Origin of the sequence: Halodesulfurarchaeum sp., from assembly GCF_036626455.1 — an archaeon.
In the GTDB taxonomy this organism is placed as follows: Archaea; Halobacteriota; Halobacteria; order Halobacteriales; family Halobacteriaceae; genus Halodesulfurarchaeum.
Genome location: NZ_JAZKRK010000012.1, coordinates 21,399 through 42,444 on the forward strand (window position 1 = coordinate 21,399; position 21,046 = coordinate 42,444).

At 56.8% G+C, this 21,046-nt stretch carries 19 protein-coding genes; 16 read left to right on the plus strand and 3 right to left on the minus strand.

Annotated features, from left to right (window positions below):
- Nucleotides 1–2: 2 nt before the first annotated feature.
- On the minus strand, nucleotides 3–656 hold the full coding sequence (locus V5A26_RS05495) for a cobalamin B12-binding domain-containing protein (protein ID WP_332321005.1): 654 nt from the start codon (nucleotides 654–656) through the stop codon (nucleotides 3–5).
- Nucleotides 657–1,194: 538 nt separating this feature from the next.
- Nucleotides 1,195–3,795, minus strand: a complete 2,601-nt coding sequence (locus V5A26_RS05500) for a heavy metal translocating P-type ATPase (protein ID WP_332321006.1) — start codon at nucleotides 3,793–3,795, stop codon at nucleotides 1,195–1,197.
- Between the two features lie 288 nt (nucleotides 3,796–4,083).
- On the opposite strand from V5A26_RS05500, the gene V5A26_RS05505 reads away from it, so the two are divergent.
- The 13 genes from V5A26_RS05505 (at nucleotide 4,084) to V5A26_RS05565 (ending at nucleotide 15,196) form a co-directional block, all read left to right on the plus strand.
- Nucleotides 4,084–4,281, plus strand: coding sequence for a heavy-metal-associated domain-containing protein (locus tag V5A26_RS05505; RefSeq protein WP_332321007.1), 198 nt, complete (start codon nucleotides 4,084–4,086; stop codon nucleotides 4,279–4,281).
- 159 nt (nucleotides 4,282–4,440) lie between these two features.
- Complete coding sequence (locus tag V5A26_RS05510) at nucleotides 4,441–4,674, plus strand: DUF2249 domain-containing protein (protein WP_332321008.1); 234 nt, start codon at nucleotides 4,441–4,443, stop codon at nucleotides 4,672–4,674.
- A gap of 338 nt (nucleotides 4,675–5,012) precedes the next feature.
- Nucleotides 5,013–5,579, plus strand: coding sequence for a hypothetical protein (locus tag V5A26_RS05515; RefSeq protein ID WP_332321009.1), 567 nt, complete (start codon nucleotides 5,013–5,015; stop codon nucleotides 5,577–5,579).
- On the plus strand, nucleotides 5,572–6,162 hold the full coding sequence (locus tag V5A26_RS05520; RefSeq protein ID WP_332321010.1) for a QcrA and Rieske domain-containing protein: 591 nt from the start codon (nucleotides 5,572–5,574) through the stop codon (nucleotides 6,160–6,162). The genes V5A26_RS05515 and V5A26_RS05520 overlap by 8 nt, the downstream gene beginning before the upstream one ends.
- 2 nt (nucleotides 6,163–6,164) lie before the next feature.
- The gene (locus V5A26_RS05525) at nucleotides 6,165–7,472 is read left to right on the plus strand and encodes a cytochrome b (RefSeq protein ID WP_332321011.1); all 1,308 of its coding nucleotides are present in this window, start codon (nucleotides 6,165–6,167) and stop codon (nucleotides 7,470–7,472) included.
- Nucleotides 7,472–7,663, plus strand: coding sequence for a hypothetical protein (locus V5A26_RS05530; RefSeq protein ID WP_332321012.1), 192 nt, complete (start codon nucleotides 7,472–7,474; stop codon nucleotides 7,661–7,663). Before V5A26_RS05525 ends, V5A26_RS05530 begins: the two co-directional genes overlap by 1 nt.
- Nucleotides 7,660–10,497, plus strand: coding sequence for a molybdopterin-dependent oxidoreductase (locus V5A26_RS05535; protein ID WP_332321013.1), 2,838 nt, complete (start codon nucleotides 7,660–7,662; stop codon nucleotides 10,495–10,497). The genes V5A26_RS05530 and V5A26_RS05535 overlap by 4 nt, the downstream gene beginning before the upstream one ends.
- Entirely contained in the window at nucleotides 10,494–11,549 is a 1,056-nt protein-coding gene (locus V5A26_RS05540) for a 4Fe-4S dicluster domain-containing protein (protein WP_332321014.1), read from the plus strand. Before V5A26_RS05535 ends, V5A26_RS05540 begins: the two co-directional genes overlap by 4 nt.
- Nucleotides 11,546–12,367 carry an ethylbenzene dehydrogenase-related protein gene (locus V5A26_RS05545; protein ID WP_332321015.1) on the plus strand — a complete coding sequence of 274 codons (822 nt, stop codon included), beginning with the start codon at nucleotides 11,546–11,548 and terminating at the stop codon, nucleotides 12,365–12,367. The genes V5A26_RS05540 and V5A26_RS05545 overlap by 4 nt, the downstream gene beginning before the upstream one ends.
- A 4-nt stretch (nucleotides 12,368–12,371) precedes the next feature.
- Nucleotides 12,372–13,013: a molecular chaperone TorD family protein gene (locus V5A26_RS05550; protein ID WP_332321016.1), complete on the plus strand. Its 642-nt coding sequence runs from the start codon at nucleotides 12,372–12,374 to the stop codon at nucleotides 13,011–13,013.
- The gene (locus tag V5A26_RS05555; RefSeq protein WP_332321017.1) at nucleotides 13,013–13,873 is read left to right on the plus strand and encodes a hypothetical protein; all 861 of its coding nucleotides are present in this window, start codon (nucleotides 13,013–13,015) and stop codon (nucleotides 13,871–13,873) included. The genes V5A26_RS05550 and V5A26_RS05555 overlap by 1 nt, the downstream gene beginning before the upstream one ends.
- Nucleotides 13,870–14,643: a HEAT repeat domain-containing protein gene (locus tag V5A26_RS05560; protein ID WP_332321018.1), complete on the plus strand. Its 774-nt coding sequence runs from the start codon at nucleotides 13,870–13,872 to the stop codon at nucleotides 14,641–14,643. Before V5A26_RS05555 ends, V5A26_RS05560 begins: the two co-directional genes overlap by 4 nt.
- Nucleotides 14,644–14,956: 313 nt before the next feature.
- A complete protein-coding gene (locus tag V5A26_RS05565) occupies nucleotides 14,957–15,196 on the plus strand; it encodes a hypothetical protein (RefSeq protein WP_332322262.1) in 240 nt (79 codons plus the stop codon).
- A 70-nt stretch (nucleotides 15,197–15,266) separates the two neighbouring features.
- Here V5A26_RS05565 and V5A26_RS05570 read toward each other — a convergent pair whose 3' ends face one another.
- On the minus strand, nucleotides 15,267–16,505 hold the full coding sequence (locus tag V5A26_RS05570; RefSeq protein WP_332321020.1) for a P-loop NTPase: 1,239 nt from the start codon (nucleotides 16,503–16,505) through the stop codon (nucleotides 15,267–15,269).
- 282 nt (nucleotides 16,506–16,787) lie between these two features.
- On the opposite strand from V5A26_RS05570, the gene V5A26_RS05575 reads away from it, so the two are divergent.
- The 3 genes from V5A26_RS05575 to V5A26_RS05585 all read left to right on the plus strand — a co-directional run bounded on the left by V5A26_RS05575 (nucleotide 16,788) and on the right by V5A26_RS05585 (nucleotide 21,006).
- Entirely contained in the window at nucleotides 16,788–19,367 is a 2,580-nt protein-coding gene (locus tag V5A26_RS05575) for a bacterio-opsin activator domain-containing protein (RefSeq protein ID WP_332322263.1), read from the plus strand.
- A gap of 264 nt (nucleotides 19,368–19,631) precedes the next feature.
- Complete coding sequence (locus V5A26_RS05580; RefSeq protein WP_332321022.1) at nucleotides 19,632–20,294, plus strand: helix-turn-helix domain-containing protein; 663 nt, start codon at nucleotides 19,632–19,634, stop codon at nucleotides 20,292–20,294.
- Nucleotides 20,295–20,385: 91 nt separating this feature from the next.
- Nucleotides 20,386–21,006: a cyclodeaminase/cyclohydrolase family protein gene (locus tag V5A26_RS05585; protein WP_332321023.1), complete on the plus strand. Its 621-nt coding sequence runs from the start codon at nucleotides 20,386–20,388 to the stop codon at nucleotides 21,004–21,006.
- Nucleotides 21,007–21,046 lie beyond the last annotated feature (40 nt).

Sequence of the window (21,046 nt, forward strand, 5' to 3'; positions counted from 1 at the left end):
TCTCACCCCGTAATTGCCGCTAACTGGTTGTCCCCCAGTTTCTCGACCGACTCGAAGGCGTTCGCACCGTAGAGGTCCGCCCCGATTTCGGCGCGCCACTCGTCGGTAACCGGCGCGCCGCCGACCATGACGAGGACCTCGTCTCTGATTCCGTCTTCTTCCAGGACCTCGATGAGTTCTTTCTGTTTTTCTTTGGTCGTCGTCAACATTGCCGACGCTCCGACCGCGTCGGCGTCGCGCTCTTTGACTTCCTCGACGAACTCCGAGGCGGGTACCTCTACGCCGAGGTCGATTACCTCATAGCCGTTTGCCGCCAGCAGCGACGAGAGGATCTTCTTCCCAATGTCGTGGATGTCCCCTTCGACGGTGCCCAGGATGACTTTGCCCTCGCTCTTGCGCTCGCCACCTCCCGCGACGATTTCCTCTTCGAGGATTTCTCGAGCGGCGTTCATCGCTTCGCCTGCACTGGTGAGATCGAACAGGAACAACTCCCCGTGTTCGAATTTGTCACCGATGTCTCGCATGACCTCCGTCGCGGCCTCGATGGCTTCTTGTGGGTCAACCCCTTCCTCGAGTGCTTTTCGTGTTTTTTCCTCTGCCAGTTCCTCATCGAAGTTCCGGATCGCCTCTTGTAATTCTGTCAGTGTTTCCTCCATATATAATGATTAATCAGGACATCAATAAAATGTCACCCAAATCATTCAGGGTAGCAGTATAATTATATCGCGAGTAATTGGGGCAAATTATACTCGAATTACAATATCTAAATATTAGTTGTATTCCTGCTCAAATTGGCAAAAACATAGTTTAATTTTTTGTGTTACCTTCCATATTGGACCGCCTTCAGACGTAAAAAACATCTATGAAATTGGAACATAAATGTTTTTACCTGACAAAATTTTGATTAACATCCTAAATTTGGTCATGTTGACCGGCTACTGGTTATTCACCAGCATCAATCCGGTTTTGGATTCTTCTCTGAACAGTACTGCGGCGTCATGTTGCAGCAACTCGGCATCCCAAAAGTATTACTGAGCTGATATTATAATCTTGTCGCCTCCGTGGTAAAGCTTGTCGCGTTTTCGATCGGTCGGGCCAGCCAGAGACTGGTCGGGCCCTCCATATTTTGCGCCATACTTTGCTGTGGGAAATCGCCCCGTAGCCGATTGAAACGCGTTCTGCTCGAGACCCCCCTCACAACCGTCCGAGCAGCGAGTAATCGTGATCAGGCGTGTATCGTCTGAACAGGAGGCTGTTTGTCAACACGGACACACTGGAAAAGGCCATGGCGGCCGCCGCCAGGGCCGGTTGCAAAAGCCCGAGCGAGGCAAGTGGGATCATCAGCGTGTTGTATCCCAGTGCCCAGACGAGGTTCTGCTTGATTTTCTCGAGGGTCGCATGCGAGATTCGAATGGCTTTCACCACGTCTAGCGGGTCATCTCGCATCAGTGTGACGTCGGCGGCTTCGATCGCGACGTCCGTTCCTGATCCGAGGGCCGTCCCGACGGCTGCAACGGCGAGGGCCGGCGCGTCGTTAACGCCATCTCCGACCATCATCGCCGACCGGTCCTCCGATTGGATCGCCTCGACGGCGTCTGACTTGTCCTCGGGAAGCACTTCTGCCCTGACGTTTTCGGGATCAATACCGACGTCTTCGGCGACTGATTGAGCCGTTCGCTGGTTGTCCCCGGTGATCATCATCACGTCGATACCTCGTTCTCGAAGCGCGGTGACGGCTCCTTTCGATCCCGGTTTGACCGTGTCAGCATTGGCCACGATTCCAGCCAGTTCGCCTTCGACAGCCACGAGCATTGCGGTCTTGCCGTCGTCTTCGAGGCGTTCCATCGTCTCCGTGGCCGGGGCGGGATCGATCCCGTTGTCGTTTATCAATTTGCGGTTTCCGACTAGGACCTCTTGCCCGTCCACGGTGGCTCTGATCCCGTGTCCCGGCACGTTTTCGAACTCGGTCGATTCTGCCACATCGAGGTCTCGATCCTGGGCCCCCGAGACGATCGCCTGGGCGAGTGGATGTTCGCTCCCACTTTCGGCCGCTGCTGCAAATTCGAGCACTTGATTCTCCAACCGGTCGCTGGGAGTAGGCGAAGTGCCCCGCTCAGCGGCGACTTTCCCACCATCTGGCACCGTCGACACCTCGTCGAAGCTAATGACGTCAGTGAGCTCCATCGCGCCTTCGGTGAGGGTTCCCGTTTTGTCGAAGACGACTGTGTCGACGTCTTTTGCGCGTTCGAGAATGTCTCCGCCCTTGAAGAGTACCCCATTTTGAGCACCGATCGTCGTTCCGACCATTGTGGCTGCCGGCGTGGCGAGGCCCAATGCACAGGGGCAGGCGATGAGCACGGCAGAGGCGAACACCACAACCGCGAATTCGAAGACCGAGATGGTTCCACCCGCCGCCACCGACCCGCCGCCGACCAGTCCCCAGAGGGGGAGCCACTCGACGAACCCAGCGATGGTTTCAGGGAACAGGAACCAGATCGTCCCCCAGAGGATGGCGTTTGCGATAACTGCGGGAACGAAGTAGGCGGAGATTCGATCGGCGAGGTTCTGGATGTCGGGTTGCCGGGATTGGGCAGCTTTGACCGTCTGGACGATCTGTTGCAGTGCGGTTTCCTGGCCAACACGAGTGGCCTTCACCGTGAGAACACCGTTCTCGTTGATCGTCGAGCCGACGACCTCGTCGCCCTCGCCCTTTTCGACTGGGACCGATTCTCCGGTTACCATGGACTCGTCGACCGCGGATTGCCCGCTCACGACAACTCCATCGGTCGGGATTTTCTCACCGGGACGGACTTTGAGGAGATCGCCTTCCTGCACGTTTTCCAACGAGACAGTTTCCTCAGTCCCGTCCGGACCGATGACGGTGGCCGTCTCGGCTTCCATCTCCAGCAGCTTGCGGAGCGCATCACTTGCTTGCCCCTTCGACCGGGCTTCGAGGTAATTACCTAAGGTGATGAACACCAGGATAAGCGCTGCCGTATCGAAATAGACGCTCCCGGCGACCAATCCACTCAGGACTGCAATGGAGTAGAGATATGCTGTCGAGGAGCCGAGCGCGATGAGGACGTCCATGTTAGCCCGGCGGTTCGTGACGATCGCGGAGTAGGAGTTCTTGTAAAAGGGCCAGCCCAGGATCGTCTGGACAGGGGTGGCAAGCAGAAATTCGACCCAGCCCAACTCAACCCCAAAGACGGTTTCAGGGACGACCGCGCCACCGAAGAGAAATTTGTCTGCCAGAACGAAGAGCAATGGCGCGGATAGGACAGCGCCGAAGAGCGTCAGTCGGAACTGTTTTCGAATTTCGGCCTGTCGAGCGACATCTCGAGCACTGGCCCCCGATTCCTCGTCGGAATCGGACTCCCGGACCGGTGAATACCCTGCATTTTCGATGGCTGAATACAGCGACTTTAGCGAGCCGTCTTGGGGATTGTACGTGACTTCGGCTTCGTCGGTCGCGTAGTTTACCTCAGCACGAAGTACCCCAGGGGTTTTCTCCAGTGCCTCAGCGTTTGCCTCAGCACAGTTTGCACACGTCATATCGGCGATCCCAATCCGTCTCGTCTCCGAGACCGCCCCGTAGCCAGCATCTTCGATTGCTTCGTAAATTCCCTTTAGCGTGACTGACTCGGTATCATAAGTCACGCTTCCCTCGTCAGTCGCGTAGTTGGCATTTGCCTCGGTTACGCCGGCAATGGAATCGAGTGTGTCCTGAATCGTTGCCGAACAATTGGCACAGGACATGCCGGTAATATCGAGATGCGCTGTCCGAGTACCCATGTGTGTACTAAAGGAGGGGCTGGTTCTTTAGGCAGTTTACTGCTTTCGAAACATTGGTTTGCAGGTCTGTAATTTTCGTTTCCAAACTCATGATTGCACACTGAAGCCCAGAAACTCGTTTCGGCCCAGGGACTGCCGCCGTGGCTAGTACCAAAACGGTGTGAAACGAACCGATGTGTCCCGTAGCAGTCTTGAAACACGGTATTTCGAGTCGATTGCTCCCAGCCCCGGGAATCCTTGGAATCGAAACGGCAACTCCCTCCAATCGGGCTCCACTAACCGTTATTGATGCGTCGCGAAATCACGGTCACCGGAATGAGTTGTGGACATTGCGAACAAAGCGTCGTCGAAGCGCTAGAAGCCCTGGATGGAATCGAGAGTGCATCGGCGGATCGGACGACGGATTCGGCGACGGTCGAGGGAACCGCTGATTCGGCGGCTCTTCTCGATGCAGTCGAGTCGGCCGGCTACGAAGCCACACTGTGAGCCCGCGGCGATTTTGCGGACTCCACGGCAGTTCGAAGCGCTGAGCTGGGCAATCTGATTTGATGCCCCGGTCGGTTTTCGGTAGGCTCAGACCGAACTAGACACCTGGGAGAACATGTTCGGGGCAATCCCCAATTCGACTCTCCCTGAGTGATTTGTATGGTCGAAGAAACGATTGATCTTCGAGATGTTCCGCCGCAAAAGCGACACGGCCTCGTGATGGACACTTTTGAAGCCCTTGATAGTGAGGGAACACTCACCCTGGTCAACGATCACGAGCCACGGCCCCTTTTCTATCAGATGCAGGCGGAAGTCGATACGTTCGACGCTGAAGGGTATTCGGTTGAGGAAAGAGGGACTGAGGAGTTTGTCGCCACGCTCCCAAAATTGTGAGGCACGGTACCAAATAACGACCTGCGTCCCACCGGTCTTCGCACCGTCTTGTGAGTGGTAATACTGTCCAATATACTAAAATTCCAACTATTATTTCCGTGCTGATTTATAGGCTGAATTCGACTTCTATACGGCTTCTAAACCGAATATACTGGGTTGCATATATACCTTTATAATAAAGAATCAGTCATATACCTGTCGACGTACTATACGAGAGTATGGATAGTGCTATCCAATTACCGATCGCTGCCGCGGATCGGGAGCGAACCAGTCACACGAACGGTTCCGGTGGGCAGACACCGAACCGTGTCGCTGACCGAAGAGGTGGTTTCTGACAGATGCGAACTCGGACTGTCGCGATACTTCTGATACTGCTGCTCGTTCTCGCTCCAACGTGGTTTGCCGCGGTTCAAACCTCTGGCGAGCACGTGGGCGAGGTGGAAATCGACACGTCAGAAACCGATATGCGACCTCTCCAAACGTTTCTGGCCACACCCGCGGAGTTCACGCCCGCGCAAGTCGGGGTTGTGATCTGGATTGCCCTCGGCCTTCTGGGGGGCCTTCTCGCAGTCGTTCATCGAGCGATGCACGGGTCTGGAGAGGCTGAACCGGATGTAACTACCGCCGACGCGACCAGTCCGTGGTTTCAGACCGACCACCGGTGGATCGCAGAGTTCCAGTCCGCTGCCGAAAGTGCGGATGGACTGTACGTCATCCTGGGTTTGATCGCGGCGACAGTGGCCTTTGCACTTCTCGCGATCATGGAATTCACGACGCTGGCCCGAACCCAGTACATCGGGCTCTACGTCGGTGGACTATTCTTCACCCTCGGTGGGGCCACAGCGGCCTATTCCGCGTGGTTCCTGCCACACGTGACTGTCGCGGAGGAACGATATCATGGCTGACAACGAACACGATCCGGACTCGACGGAGAGTGGGTGGCAACGACGGGATATCGCAAAAGCAGCACTGGGAGTCGGTGGCCTGTCGACGGTTCTCTCACTGACCGTTCCCGCAACTGGAATGACCGAAGTACTTTCCAGAGAATTCACGGGGGCGGTATACGCCGATGGAATCTATCTCGTGGACGAAGACCGCAACCGGGTCAGGCCGGGCGCTCTCGAGATGGGGGCCAGAATGACGGTGTTTCCCGAGACCCACCCAGGGGTTGCCGACGCGCCGACACTTCTCGTGCGCAACGAAGAATCAGCCTATGCAGAACCAACCAATCTCGCCTTCACGGTTGCCGGATATGCTGCGTATTCGAAGGTGTGCACGCACGCAGGCTGTATGGTTGCCGAGGTCGAAGAAGACGGCACACTCGTTTGCCCCTGTCACTTCGCGAAATACGACCCGACGGCTGGTGCCGAAGTGACGGATGGGCCGGCACCTCGGGCTTTGTCACAGCTCCCAATCACCTTGTCCAGTGACGGCTTTTTGATGGCGACAGGAAACTTCGAGGGTGCGATCGGACCGGGGGGTGAGTGATCGTGGGCGCAGGATCGTGGCTCAACGATCGCTTGCACCTGGACGACGAACAGGGCTTCCTCGGGAAGGCGTTTCCGGCAGAGGATTCGTTCCTGCTGGGCGAAGTGGCGCTGTTCTCCTTTGTCACGATCGTCCTGACTGGCATCTTCCTCGGTGTCTTCTATGAACCAAGCACGGCTGACGTGCTCTATCAGGGCGTCGTCGACCAGTTCCAGGGCGAGGAACTTCCGGCCTCGTTCGTGAGCGTGCTCCACATCACCTACGGCGTTCCCTTTGGGATGTTTATTCGGCGACTCCACCATTGGGGTGCCCACTTGTTTATCGCCTCGATCGCCCTGCACATGATGCGGGTTTTCTTCACCGGGGCGTACCGGAACCCGCGAGAAATCAACTGGGTAGTCGGCATGCTTCTGGCCGTCCTCGCAATGGGGGCGAGTTACACCGGGTACGCACTGCCCTTCGACGAGTTCGGCGCGACGGCGACGGGAATCGGATACAATCTCGCCACCTCTGTCCCGGTGTTGGGGGATTTCATCGGGGAACTCGTCTTTGCAGGAGAATTCCCCGCCGCGGGCACTATTCCACGGCTCTTCTTCTTGCATGTATTGGTCATCCCATTGGCCATCATCGTGTTGCTGGCTGTGCATATGACCATCCTGGTGCGACAGAAACACACGGAAGGAGATCGATCGGCAGCAGCGGCAGCAGCGGCAGAGGTTTCCGAAGACGACGATTCAGTGGTGCTTGGTCTTCCAGCCTATCCCAACCAGGCAGCGGTTGGGGCTGTGGTCTTCCTGTTCACTGCGGGCACGCTTTCGCTCCTTGCGGGATTCCTTCCCGTTCATAATATCGTGGCCTATGGGCCGAACGACCCGGCGAGTACGCCAGCCGTGGTGATGCCGGATTGGTTCTTGATGTGGGTCTTTGGGTTCCTCAAGGTCCTGCCCAGTTGGACGACAGTTCACATCGGGGCCATTGAACTAACTGCCGAGTTCTGGGCTGGCATCCTCTTCCCCACACTTGTCATCGGTTTGGTGGTCCTCTGGCCGTTCATCGATCGAAGCGCGGAACCGACCCACTTCACGGCCGATCCATTGGACGCGCCGAGACGGACTGCTGTGGGGGTGGCAGGGATTTCGATGATCCTTGTGGCCTCGCTTGCGGGCATGAACAACCTGTTTGGAGGTGCGCTGGGCGTTTCCACGACTGTCTTGAATCCCTTCCTCCTCTGGGGCATCATTCTTGTGCCGATCGCCGCAGGGATCCTGACGTACGTCCTCTTGGGCGGTCGATCAGGGGGTGGGACCTGATGACGGTTGAAACCCCGGCGGTATCGAAACGCCAGTATCGGTGGCTCGATATTGGCACGAAACTGGGTGGTGTGGCGCTATTCGCTGCCGGACTGGAGGCAGGAATCATTTCGGCTCCAGGCCTGCTGCTGGTATTCACAGGGGCCCTGCTGGGAGTTAGCACTGTTTTCATCACGGAGGAGACCTCATGAGCAACGAACAAACTGACAGCACATCGACGAAGCGACGTGACTTCCTGAAAGGAATCGGGGCGGCCGCCGCTATCGGGGCGACCGGTGTCGGGACGGCCCAGACACTCTCGGAAATGGACCGCCTGCAGGTGGCAGAAGATCCGATCGGGAACTATCCCTACAGGGAGTGGGAAGACCTGTACCGGGACGAGTGGGACTGGGATTCGGTCGGACGAAGTACCCATAGCATCAACTGTACCGGCAGCTGCTCCTGGGACGTCTACGTCAAAAACGGACAAGTATGGCGTGAGGAACAGGCGGCAGATTACCCGCGTATCAGCCAGGACGTGCCGGACTCGAATCCGCGTGGCTGTAACAAGGGCGCCTGTTACAAGAACTACGTTCACGGCGCAAAACGGGTCAAATATCCCCTCAAGCGGACCGGTGAACGCGGTGAAGGCAAATGGAAGCGGATCGACTGGGATACCGCACTCGATGAAATCTCGGAAGAAATGCTCGATACGGTAGTGGAAGGAAACTACGACGGAATCGATGGGTTCACACCGATTCCGGCGATGTCACCGGTTTCGTTCGCGAGCGGGTCGCGGCTCCTCAACCTGCTCGGGGGTGTCAGCCATTCCTTCTACGATTGGTACGCTGACTTGCCACCAGGCCAGCCAATCACCTGGGGCCACCAGACGGACAATGCCGAAAGTGCGGACTGGTATCACGCCGATTACATCATCGCGTGGGGGTCGAACATCGATATCACACGGATCCCCGACGCGAAGTACTACCTCGAGGCAAGATACGACGGCGCGAAAACAGTCGGGGTCTTCACTGATTACTCCCAGACAGCAATTCACTCCGATGAGTGGATTTCACCGGATCCGGGGACTGATCCGGCTCTGGCACTCGGGATGGCCCGGACCATTGTCGATGAAGGCCTCTACAACGAAGCCCACCTCAAAGAGCAGTCCGACATGCCTCTTCTCGTCCGGGAGGATACCGGGAAGTTCCTCAGGGCCTCGGAGGTACCAGGCGTCTCGGGCAACGAGAAGGTGATGGTCTTGGTTGACGAGGACGGGACACTGCGAAAAGCACCCGCCTCATTGGGTGATCGGGACGCCAAGTACGATGCTGACTCGACCATCGAACTCGACTTTGACCCCCAACTGTCAATCGACCGCACCGTCCAGACAACCGATGGGTCTGTCGCCGTGAAGAGCGTCTGGGAGAATCTCAAGGAGGAATTAGGCGACTACACACCCGAGGCCGTGTATGACAAAACAGGCGTCGGCAAAGAAACGATACAGAGAATCGCAAGGGAATTTGCCGAAGCCGATCGGGGCAAGATAATCCACGGCAAAGGAGTGAACGACTGGTACCACAACGATCTGGGTAACCGCGCAATTCAGCTGTTGACGACGCTAACAGGTCACATTGGGCGCCGCGGAACCGGCGTGGACCATTACGTCGGCCAGGAGAAGATCTGGGCGTTCAACGGCTGGAAGAATCTCTCGTTCCCGACCGGGAAGGTCCGGGGCATTCCAACCACCCTTTGGACCTACTATCACGCGGATATCATGGAGGAACAGCCCGAACTCGCAGATCGGATCGAAGAGTCACTTTCGAAGGACTGGATGCCCATGTATCCGGAAGAACGCGAGGACGGCACCCGCCCGGACCCGAGTATTTTCTTCGTCTGGCGGGCGAACTATTATAACCAGGCGAAAGGCGGTGCGGCCGTGCGAGAAAACCTTTGGCCGAAACTGGACTTGGTCGTCGATATCAACTACCGAATGGACACGACGGCCCTGCACTCGGATTACGTCCTGCCTTCCTCCTCGAACTACGAGAAGGACGATCTCTCGATGACGGACATGCACACCTATGTGCACCCGTTTACGAAGGCACTCGAACCGCTGGGTGAGTCCAAATCTGACTGGGAGATTTTCCGGTTGCTGGCCGAACGGATACAGCAAAAGGCCCAGGAACGTGGGATCGACCCGATCGACGATCGTTCGTTCGACCGCCAGATCGACCTCCAATCCGTGCACGACGATTATGTGAAGGACTGGATCACGGGCGAGGCTGAGGCCCTCGAGACGGCCCGCGAAGGTGCGGACTTCATTCTGGAGAACTCAACGGAGACAAATCCCGACGATGGGGGCGAGATAACTTTCGAGGACACGGTCGAACAACCCCAACGGTTCGAAGCGGTCGGTGATCACTGGACCTCGGACTTGGAGGAGGACAAGACCTACACACCGTGGATGGACTTCGTGCAGGACAAAGAACCGTGGCCGACGTTTACCGGCCGTCAGCAGTACTACATCGATCACGATTGGTTCCTCGAACTCGGCGAGGAACTCCCGACCCACAAGGATCCGATTGACGAACAGGACCCGGAGGAGTATCCCCTTCGGTTCAATACCCATCACCCGCGGTATGGGATTCACTCGACCTGGCGGGACGACAAGTACATGCTCCGGCTCAATCGTGGCGAACCGGTGCTTTACATCCATCCCGACGACGCCCAGCGGCGTGGAATCGAAGACGGCGACCGGGTCCGGATCGAAAACGAGGCCGACACCATCTCGGGGATCGCCAAAACCTACCCGAGCGGCCAAGAGGGTGTCGTCAAGATGACCCACGGTTGGGAAGACTATCAGTACGAGGAAGGTGGCAACTTCAACACCGTCGTCACGATGATGATGAAACCGACACAGCTCATCCAGTACCCCGAGGACACTGGCGAACACTTACATTTCTTCCCGAACTTTTGGGGTCCGACCGGTGTCAACAGCGACGCGCGTGTGGAAGTGAGGAAGAAAGGAGGTGATGGTGCATGAGCCTTCAGGACCTCGACACGGATTTGGCGGCCGGTGTGGACCACCAGATAGCCATGGTGATGGATCTGAACAAATGTATCGGCTGTCAGACCTGCACGGTCGGCTGCAAGACCACCTGGACCGAAAGTGAGGGCCAGGAGTACCAGTACTGGAACAACGTGGAGACACGGCCAGGGCAGGGGTATCCCAAAGATTGGGAGGAGAAGGGCGGTGGCTGGGAATCAGCCAACCGGTCTTCGGTCAAAGACGGCGATATTCCGGCCAAGGAGGAGTACGGCGAAGCCTGGGAGTTCGACTTCGAGGCAGCGGTCTCGAAGCCGGATACCGAGACATTGCAACCGAAAGGTGAAGACCCTGAATGGGGCCCCAACTGGGACGAGGACCAGGGTGCAGGAGAGTATCCCAACTCCCATTACTTCTACCTGCCCCGAATCTGTAATCATTGCACCCATCCGACCTGCGTCGAGGCCTGCCCCCGACAGGCGATCTACAAGCGCGCCGAAGACGGGGTCGTGCTCGTGGATCAGGAGCGCTGCCGTGGCTACCGATACTGCGTCGAGGGATGTCCCTACAAGAAGGTCTACTACAACGCGGCCAAGAAAACGTCAGAGAAGTGCATTTTCTGCTACCCGAGGCTGGAAGGCGAGGGTCCGGACGGCGAGGTCCACGGTCCTGTCTGTGCCACCGAATGTCCAACACAACTCCGCCTCGTCGGCTATCTCGATGACCAGGACGGTCCGATCTACAAGCTGGTCGAACAGTACGAGGTGGCTATCCCACTCCATCCCGAGTACGAGACTGCGCCGAATATCTTCTACATTCCACCGTTTGACGCGCCGCCGCAGATCGACGAGATGGGAGAAACGACCGATATCGATCGAATTCCCGAGGAATACTTAGAGGACCTGTTCGGCGACCGTGTGCACCAAGCGCGAGAAACGCTTCAGCGTGAGCGCGAAAAGGTCAACCGTGGCGGATCGAGTGAAGTCATGGAAATCCTCACGAGCAACAATCCTGCTCAACAGTACCGGTTGGAGGTGTTCGACTCATGACTGATAGAACCGTTGCTATTCCGGCTTTGGGTGTGGCATTGGTCGTGCTTGCTTCGGCAGTGCTCTTGCCCGCACTCGCCGCAGGCGTGCCGGCGAATCAGGTTCCGGTGAGTCACCAGCCCGATGCAGGCGAGGAGCTGTCGACACCGGGTGGTGCTGCCTGGTCGGATGTCGACAGCCGTGAGATCCCGTTGACGAGTGCACCATCCGGATTGCCTGGCGCGAACATCGTCGCCACTGAAGCGGTGACGGTCAAAACTGCGCATTCGGATTCACAGCTGTACGTTTGGATGCAGTGGGACGACGAGACGAGTAACGCAAGCGAGGCGTCACTGGATGCGTTTACTGACGGCGCCGCTATCCAGGTTCCGGCGAACGTCACGACAAGCCCGTCTGTGCAACTTGGGAGCCAAGACACGCCGGTCAACCTCTGGTACTGGAGCGCGGCCGACGGTGCCGAAGAAGCCCTCGCTGGCGGCTACAACCCCGGCAGCATCACGGAGATGGAAAACACGACGATCGAGACGACAGCTCGGCACCAAGATGGGACGTGGACGGTTGTCGTTGAACGGCCACTCGAGACGGAAGACGATGTTCGGGCTGACTTCGATCTGGAAACTGACGTCGATATCGCCTTTGCCGTCTGGGACGGTGCAAACGCGGAACGATCCGGCCACCACAGTTACAGTGAGTGGTATACGATTCCGCTTGGCCCCGAGGACACTGGACCGACGGCTCAGTACTTGCTTTGGGCGGTTGCTGGTGTCGGGATCGTTATCGCATTGCTGATCGCCGCGGGGGCCTGGAGGAAGCAGTAACACAATGAGTTCACCAGCAAAACCAACGACTGAGTCAGTTGATGACAACGCGGCCGTCGCTCGGGGAACAGTCTACGGTACCCTCGCCAAATTATACCAAGAGCCAACTGAGGACCTGTTCGAAGCGCTGGCTGACGGAAGCCTTTTCGAGGAACTCGAACGGCTCGTTGAACGGACTGAACTGGATGTCGAGGTTCCGTCGGTTCAAACCACGGACGATTACGAATTGCTCTGTGCCCGATTCAACGATCTGTTCGTCGTTGGCTATCCGGACCCGGTTATCCCACGGCACGAATCCGAACATGTTGAGACGCCGTGGAACGAGGTCAACCTCGATCTCACGCGCGTGTATGACTACTTCGACGTGGAGATCGACCAGTCGGAACGGGAGCACCACGATTTTCTCGTGATCGAACTCGAATTTGCGGGGTATCTTTCCCGGCTGGCGTCGACCGGCCAGGCTGACGCCCGGCGAGCGAGGGCCGATTTCCTGGACCGGCATCTCAAACCCTTCGTTGACGGCCTGGAGGCAGGAATCGAAGACGAGGTGGAAACGGGGATCTACGACGACGTGGTGGCATTCACAGCGGACTTCGTCCGAGCTGATTATCAGAACCTCACCGAAACCCTGGAGGCCGAACCGTAATGACAACGCTGACCGCTCGCAAAAGTGACTCGGTTCCGCCCGATCCCGGGAGCTGGAGCCTCGCTTCCGTGAAAACTGGCGCCGGATTGATAGCACTCCTCCCGATGCTGGCGCTTCTGGCATTCACCGTCGGAACGAACACACCGATCGGCCCGCGGCTCCCGATGGGATCGATCGGGGCCCCGATCGAGGCGGCCGCGCTCGCAGGCCCAGCTCTTGGCGCGCTTGTCCTTGGATTGACATCCGAGTCATCGTTTGTTCGGGTTGGAATGCTTTTCGCGGGTGTCTTCGGGGCGTTGTCACTCGTCTCGCAGTCGGCGATGGGTCCGGCGACAATCGCGATCGGCGCTGCGAGTGTGGTTGTCGGACTCGATCAGGGTCGCTCACGGACGGGGTGGCGAAGTCTCGCGAGGCTCGCCGTCACGGGTGCCTTCGTCTTCGGCATCGTGGTTTCGATGCTCGCAGCCCTTGGCTTTGAGCCGGCACTGACCAGGGGGCTTGGTTCGATCGCCATTGGAGTCGCGATCGCTGGGACGCCCGCGTTTACAGGTTTCTCCCGCCGGAGTGTCTTTGTCGGACTTCTCGGAGGAGCCATTGTCGCTGGAATCGGGTTGGCAGCACCTGTCATCACAGCCGCAGTGAGCCTCCTTGGAATGGGGGTCATCGGGCTTCCGCTGCCGCTCCTCGTTCTTGGCGCCATTGGGGGTGTGTCGGCAGTGGCTGCTGGCCTGGAACACCGTGATGCACCGCCGGCCCTGGCTGGCGCGCTTGTGCTTGTTGCTGGTGTCCCCGCGACGATTCCGTCTGCCATCTCACTGCTTGTTGCACTTGTGCTGTTCACGGGGGCCGAGAGCCGATGACGGATGAGTCCCAGCGACGGGATGCAGTCGGGGCCGACGGAAAGACGGATGTGCGAGACATTACCCTGGGGAACGCGGATCCGGCGGATTATTCCGCGGCAGATATCGGTCCCGTAGAAGATGCCTCGCTCGACAGCTTGAAAGAAATGCTCGACTCGCAGGACGCTCCAACTCGCCGACGTGCTGCTCTCGCCCTGGCACGACGGGAGCCACCAGATGCAATTCGAGACAAACTTGCTGATCTGGCCAGGACGGATTCAGACGACCAGGTTCGGCAATTCGCCATCGAGGCACTGGGGAAACTCGACGGGGACCCCACAGTGGCAATCGACGTACTCGAAACCGACGGGGATCCGTGGGTACGGGCTGAGGCAGCCGTGACACTCGACCGACTCGCTCGTGAACAGTATTCGGATCGATTCGAGGCAATGCTTTACGACGATCACGAAGGGGTCCGTCGAAACGCGCTCATTTCACTGACCAGAATCAAGGGGAGTGACGTTCGGGAGCACCTGTTCGATGCTCTCGATGACCCGAGTGACCGGGTTCGAGAATGGGCGGTCAAACTCATGGGACAGTACGACGACGATTCTGTTGTCGAAGATGCCTTAACGGCGCTCCTCGAGGACGAAGCCGAAACCGAGATCGTTCGCGAGACTGCCGCCAGATCGCTTGGTGCCCGTGGTACTGACGTCGAGGAACTGCTTGAAGAGGGGACTGGTACCGCTTCGGCCGACAACCACATGCTCAATCAGGTACCGGATCGCTAAGAGCGACGCGTTGCAGGAGTTTTCCCGGGTTTCGTCTGCAATTTCTCAGTTTGCAATCTGGATTAGCTCCACATTGGTTCCAAGGGACTATCGAGCAACTGATCCATCTTCTGACAGCGAGTTCGACAAAAAGACCGTACTTTTATCACTACTGACAATACTGACCGGTGGCTTACCGGTGGGACATGATGGCCTTCCTGCTTATCGGTGCTAAATGTATTCGATCGCTGGTTATCGGTGCTACCTTTATACCGTCCGTGGGGCACATGTTCGCGATAACCCCTATTACGCTGTCCATATAACGAAAGGAATGATGCGCATGCAAACGCTCTCGCGAGGGAAAGTGGTCCAATATCTATCCATACTGACATTAGCCGTTACGGTCCTCACTGCGGTGCCACTCTTCCTCGCCTATCTGAATGGAAACGAGGGGTTACAATTCATCACAGACATCCACGTCTGGATCGGTGTGATCTGGGTTATACTAGCAGCCAGTAATTTCCTCGTTTTCAAGCGACCGCTCTTTCAATTTCGTCGATACCTCCCGGATTAAATCGAACACAAAGTTCGAACGGCTGCCAGGAAATTCACCGGACGACGTATTCACATCTACGGCTCGAGCGCTAGGGATGTTCCGTCTCTAGGACCCAGGTATCGGGGCCGTGTCGATAGACCTGGAAGGTATCGAAGACGGCCTCTGTATCCCGTTCATCGAGCAACTCGACGAGATAGCCCTTTACCGGGGAGGGGTCACGATCGCTCAGCATGACGAAGGGCTCACCCGATTCTAAGGCCGTAAACACGGTTGCAACGCGGCGTTTTCGCTCCTCGACGGTATCACCTCTCACATCCAGAGCTTCATCTGGAAAGTCCGGAACCTCGACAGCACGAAGCCGCTCGCGAACCTGATCGATCACCGGTTCAAAGCGGGGAGAAACCGACCCGATAGACGGCATCGTTTGGAGGTCCCGATCGAACGGTAATTCTGCGAGAACTGGGACGTTCAATGCGTCAATCGAGGTGTCGTCATCGAAAAGAGGGTGTTTGTCCCCACAGGTAGGACACTCGAATTGGGCCATATTAACGACGGCGCCCAGCACGGGAATATCGTCGTCGTGGAAGAGTTCGAGCGTTCGTTTGGTGTCAGCGACGCTCGTCTGAAACGGTGTCGTCACGAGGACTACCCCATCGATAGGTATCTCCTGGATGGTGGTCAACACCACATCACTCGTTCCGGGTGGCAAATCCACCACCAGCGTATCAGGCCTCTCCCAGGCGATGTCTTCGAACAGGTCTGAAAGTGCGTCGTGAGCCATTGCCCCTCGCCAGGCAAGTGGACCACCCTCTGTTAGAAATCCCACACTCATTATTTCCATACCATCTTTGGAAATGGGAATCGGACGATTATTTTCGTCCGCCCGGACAGGACCTTCGACGGAGAGTAATTCGGGGACGTTTGGCCCGTAAATGTCGGCATCGAAGAGGGAAACATCTTCTTCGGCAGCCAGGCCAGCGGCAATTCTTGTCGCAACGGTGGATTTCCCGACCCCCCCTTTGGTACTGGCCACCGCAATGATCGTCTCGATTTCAGAGGTCTGAATTCGATTGTCAGTTTTCAACGACGGCTCAATGTATGCGCTCGAAACCCCATCGACCGCCCGAATCTTGTCCAGAAGGGTTTCAGAGAAGCCACTCTCACCGTTCGGATCGAGTCGTTCGATGTCCGCCTCGACGGCGATGGTGCCATCTTCGTTCCGGATTCCGTGGACAATGTTTTCCTCGAAAACGTTGCCTTCGAATTGCGGTTGCTCCAGTTCTTCCAAGATTATTTCGACCGTTCTCGATAGCTCGGTATCTGCCATAGAAATACGTCGCAAGGGCGGGTAATGAGTTCAGTGTCTAGCCAGGTCATTGATTTGTCATTTGTGGGGTCGCCCAACTATGACACAGAAATTTGTAGGCGAAAATTTGTATTGACTGAAATTTGAAGAGTTGTGTACCTAAACTAACACAGTCCCCAATCATAACCCGAAAAGTACGAAGAGAATGATCCAACCCGATTATCGGTTACCACCCTCCGGACCGAAACCCGTTCGATACATTCTTCTTTACTCCGTGTCCTGTTATTGACAGCGAGACGGTTTATGTTCGGACTTCCCACTCATCTCAACACCCGGCTCAAACTCTTCGAGAAGGTGTCTTTGCTGCTGGTGGTTCTGGTGGTGGTGGCTAGTGTCAATATCGGCGTGATTTATACCTATCATCAGCAGGCCGAACAGGTGGGTAACTCAGTCAACATTGCCGGCCAAGAGCGGATGCTCAGCCAGCGAATGGCACGCCTGGCAACCGACGTGCAACAGGGCGAAAACCCCGACAATGCTCGGGATCGTCTCCAAATCGCGAGCGTTCGGTTCGAAGAAAACCTGGCGGCTCTTGAAGGGGGAGGAACGGTACCGGACCTGGCATTGAACCCCGATGCCGCTGCAATAGCGGATCGTCCCCAGGTGACGCTACGCGGAGAGACGCTGACAGCCGCCCCTGATTCCTTGGACCCCGAATTGGCCGCCCTTCGATCGTCGTGGGACACGTATCAGCCTCACGTCGAGACGGTTCTCACGGCTGACCCGAGCACTGCGGAATTTCAGGAGTCAGTGCAATACGTGAACCGCCAGAGCGACGAGTTACTTTCCCGGAGTGATAGCGTTACCGCGGAGTTCGCGCTGGTGCTCCGGGAGCGACGGGGGGTTCTTGTGCAGGTGTTGCTCGTCCTCTTGACTGTCGATATCGGTGTTGCATTGGTCGGTGCAGTTGCTGCACGGCGGTATCTCGGATTGCCAATGGCGGACATTGCACGGGTCGGTCAACGATTAGCGAGAGGCGAGACCGAGCCTATCACTGACATTGGATTGCCGATCGATACATCCCTCCCCGAACATCAGCAACGCTCGGAATTAGCGCAACTCTCACACTCCTTTGAAGCCGTCCAGTCCTATCAGGACACGGCCTCGAAACAGGCCCAAGCACTTGCGCGCCGGGATTTCGATGACCCGGTGTTGGCAGAACGGATTCCGGGCAAACTCGGTCGCTCGCTCGACCAGATGCAGACCGATCTGCCGGGATATATTCAGGAACTCAGGACGACAACTGAGAAACTGGAGGCCCTTATTCGGGCATCGCCGGCAGGGATTCTTATTACGGGCCCTAAAGGACAGGTCAAACGGTGGAATCCCGCTGCCGAGGACATGTTCGGATGGTCGGCCGATGCAGTCGAGGGGGCGGCGAACCCGGCCATCCCCGACGGGGATCGAGCCGATTTCAAGGAATTGCTCTCCACGGCGATCGTCGATGGCCCGATTTCCGGCGCCGAAAAACGGTGGCAGACCAAAACGGGCGACCCCGTTGACGTGAGTTTGTCAGTGGCACCGGTTCCTGGCGGTGAGGAAACCTTAGATGGGGTGATGATCGTCGTCGAGGACATCACTGACCGAAAAGAACGGGAGCGGACACTCAGACAACAGCGGGACGAACTCGAAACGCTCAATCGAATCACTGACCTGGTACTAACGATCACCCAGGAACTGGTCGAATCGTCGGATCAGGACCGGATCGAACGGACGGTGTGTTCCTCGCTTACCGAATCGGAGGTGTACGAATCGGCATGGATCGTCGGACGGCACGGGAGTGATCCATTTTCGGTGCGGACCGCTGCCACTCGATCTCAAATCGAGACTGGGAGTGAAATCGACCAGTCTCATGGGTTGTATTCGCTCGTTTCTACGGCGTTCGAAAGCGGTCAGTTGCAGTTCGAGACCGGCTTTACAGGCCCGGTCTTCGAGGGAGTCGCATTCGGTGAGAACAATCGCGATTTTGCAGCGATTCCATTAGCGTACCGTGAAACTGTATTCGGTGTTCTGGTGGTGGCGACAGGCCGTGAATATGCCTTTTCCGACAGGGAGGTATCCGGATTACGGACCCTGGGGAAGACAGTTGGCTTTGCGATCGACGCCATCACGGACAAGAAACTCCTGTTTGCAGATACGGTCGTTGAACTGACTTTCGAGGTTACGGAGACGACCTTGCCGTTCGTGGAACCGACAACTGGCCTGGATTGTCGGCTCTGGTTGGAAGGAACCGTTGCCGGGACCAAGCCTGAAACCCTCGACGCCTACATCCGGGTCGAAAACGTATCTTTGCAGGCGTTTCTAGACCGGTTGGAAAATGAGCCGGGTATTATTGAAGTATCCCCGATTATGACGGAATCCGAGCCCTACCGGGTCAAAGTCTCCTTCGGGGAGGACTCGAAACTACAGCAATTCTCCCAGCGACAGGCTCGGCTCCAAGCCATTGAATTGGACAAAGGGAGTGGGACATATACCTTAGAAGTGCCCCGGAACGCCGATATTGAAACGACGGTCGGACTGGTTCAATCGATCGATTCGAACTCGGAATTCATCGCGAAGACCGAAGCGGAACGACAGGCTGCCCTCGGTGCTGAAAGTGGTGTGTCGGTTCGTGAGGTGCTCACCGATCGCCAGTTCGAAGTCCTCAAGTCTGCGTATTTCGCCGGGTACTTCGAGTGGCCACGGAATAGCACGATTGAGGACATCGCTGCTGATCTCGATCTAGCCGGTTCGACGGTCAATCACCACCTCCGCCACGCGCAATTGGAACTTGCGGAGTTGCTGTTCGAATCCGACGGTGGTCGCCTGGATGAAGGGACTTGAAACGGCCTCATAGTCTCTCCCCACGCCTGTTCTCCTATGATGGATCAAATTCCGAACCAATTATGTCATTTTCAGCGGGATTTTTCGTTTATCGATGTTAAGATAGCTAGCCCCTAATTTCCCGCCCGGTACAGATAGCTAGACAATACCTTATCGTCGATTCCGGTCCCAGTGTCCACTATGCAATGGAACAAGCAAACCAGATCCGAGCCTAAAGAGACGATAATTGGGCTCGGAAAACCGAACAAACCGCTCTGAAAATCCATGGCTACACAACAACGACAACAGCTTGCTGTCGGGGAAACCGCCGGGGAAGACCATGGACGAACTCGAGCCGATGAGCTCTGGGTTGAACTCGAGATCGATCGCAAGGCTACGGTGTCCTGTCCAGCAGCAACGTACGGAAACGAGACAGTGGACGGTTCGATCCAGCTGACAGGCACCGAGTGCCATGCCACGATTCGATTTGCGGACGAATCGACACCCACAGAAGTGGTGACGACTCCCATCGATGACATGTGTACGTGCAACATCGTGTGCAAGCCGGGCATTACACCGTCGGATCTTCTCATCGAAGACGGCTCGTTGATCATCAATGCCTTCGTGGATTCCCGCGATACGTTGCTTGCGCTCTCCGATCGGCTCCGTGAGAGCGAGGACGAATGGCACTTACGTCGCCTCCAATCAGGCTCCGAATGGTCGGGGTCGGAGACAGACCAAACCGACCAATTTCTCGATGAGGTTTCACTCACCGAAAAACAACGGGAAATCGTCCACGTCGCCGTCTCTAAGGGCTATTACGCCAATCCTCGGGAAGCGTCTCTCTCAGATCTGGCCGAGGAAGTGGGTGTGACACGGTCGGCGCTTTCTCAACGGCTGAATGCCGTCGAAGCGAAACTCATCGAAACGCTCGCGGTGGAGCTGTAACCGATGGAAAGAATCGGCAGGGGACCGCCCTGCGGAATCCGCCAATGGATATGTCCGAGTTCAACGTGGCTCTTGTCAGGATGTGGTAGTAATGGTTGAGGAAACCCAGGAAATCGGCGCGTTTTTCGATAGAGTCGCCTCGAACCGTGTCGCCCCAGCAAGTGGATCCGTGGTAGCTTTGGCTGGCGCTGGTGGGGCAGCGTTGGTCGAAAAGGCAGCAATCCACACGCTTGAAAACCGGTTGGGAGCCGACTCGGAGAAGGAGATGATTCGGGACGTCCGACAATCAGTGCGAAATCATCGGTCAATACTCCTGTCGTTGGCCGCTTCGGACGCAGAGGCCGTGGATGCGTTGTTCGCTGGAGCATCCGACGAAACCGACCAAACGGTGTTGGAGCGGGCGACAGGGATTCCGCTCTCAATAGCTGACTCGTGTTCCAGCATCCTCGAAGACTCGCTTGGTATCATTACAGCCGTAGATGGGGCGGTTGCGCCCGATCTTTACAGCGGATTGTGGATAGTATACAGCGCTACGCTTGCAGCAGTTCGAACCGTCGAAACCAACCTGGAACTGATCGAGGATTCATCCCTCCGAAGCCAGTTCGAAGCCCGGAAAAATACAGTTCTCCAGGACCTTGCAACAAATGTCGGCGAACTTGAGGCAGATTCATCCATCGATTTTGAAGTTTCGGCCGACCGATCGCCCGAATAGTGGGAAAACCGTTCTAAGAAACCATTAGAGCCGAAAATGG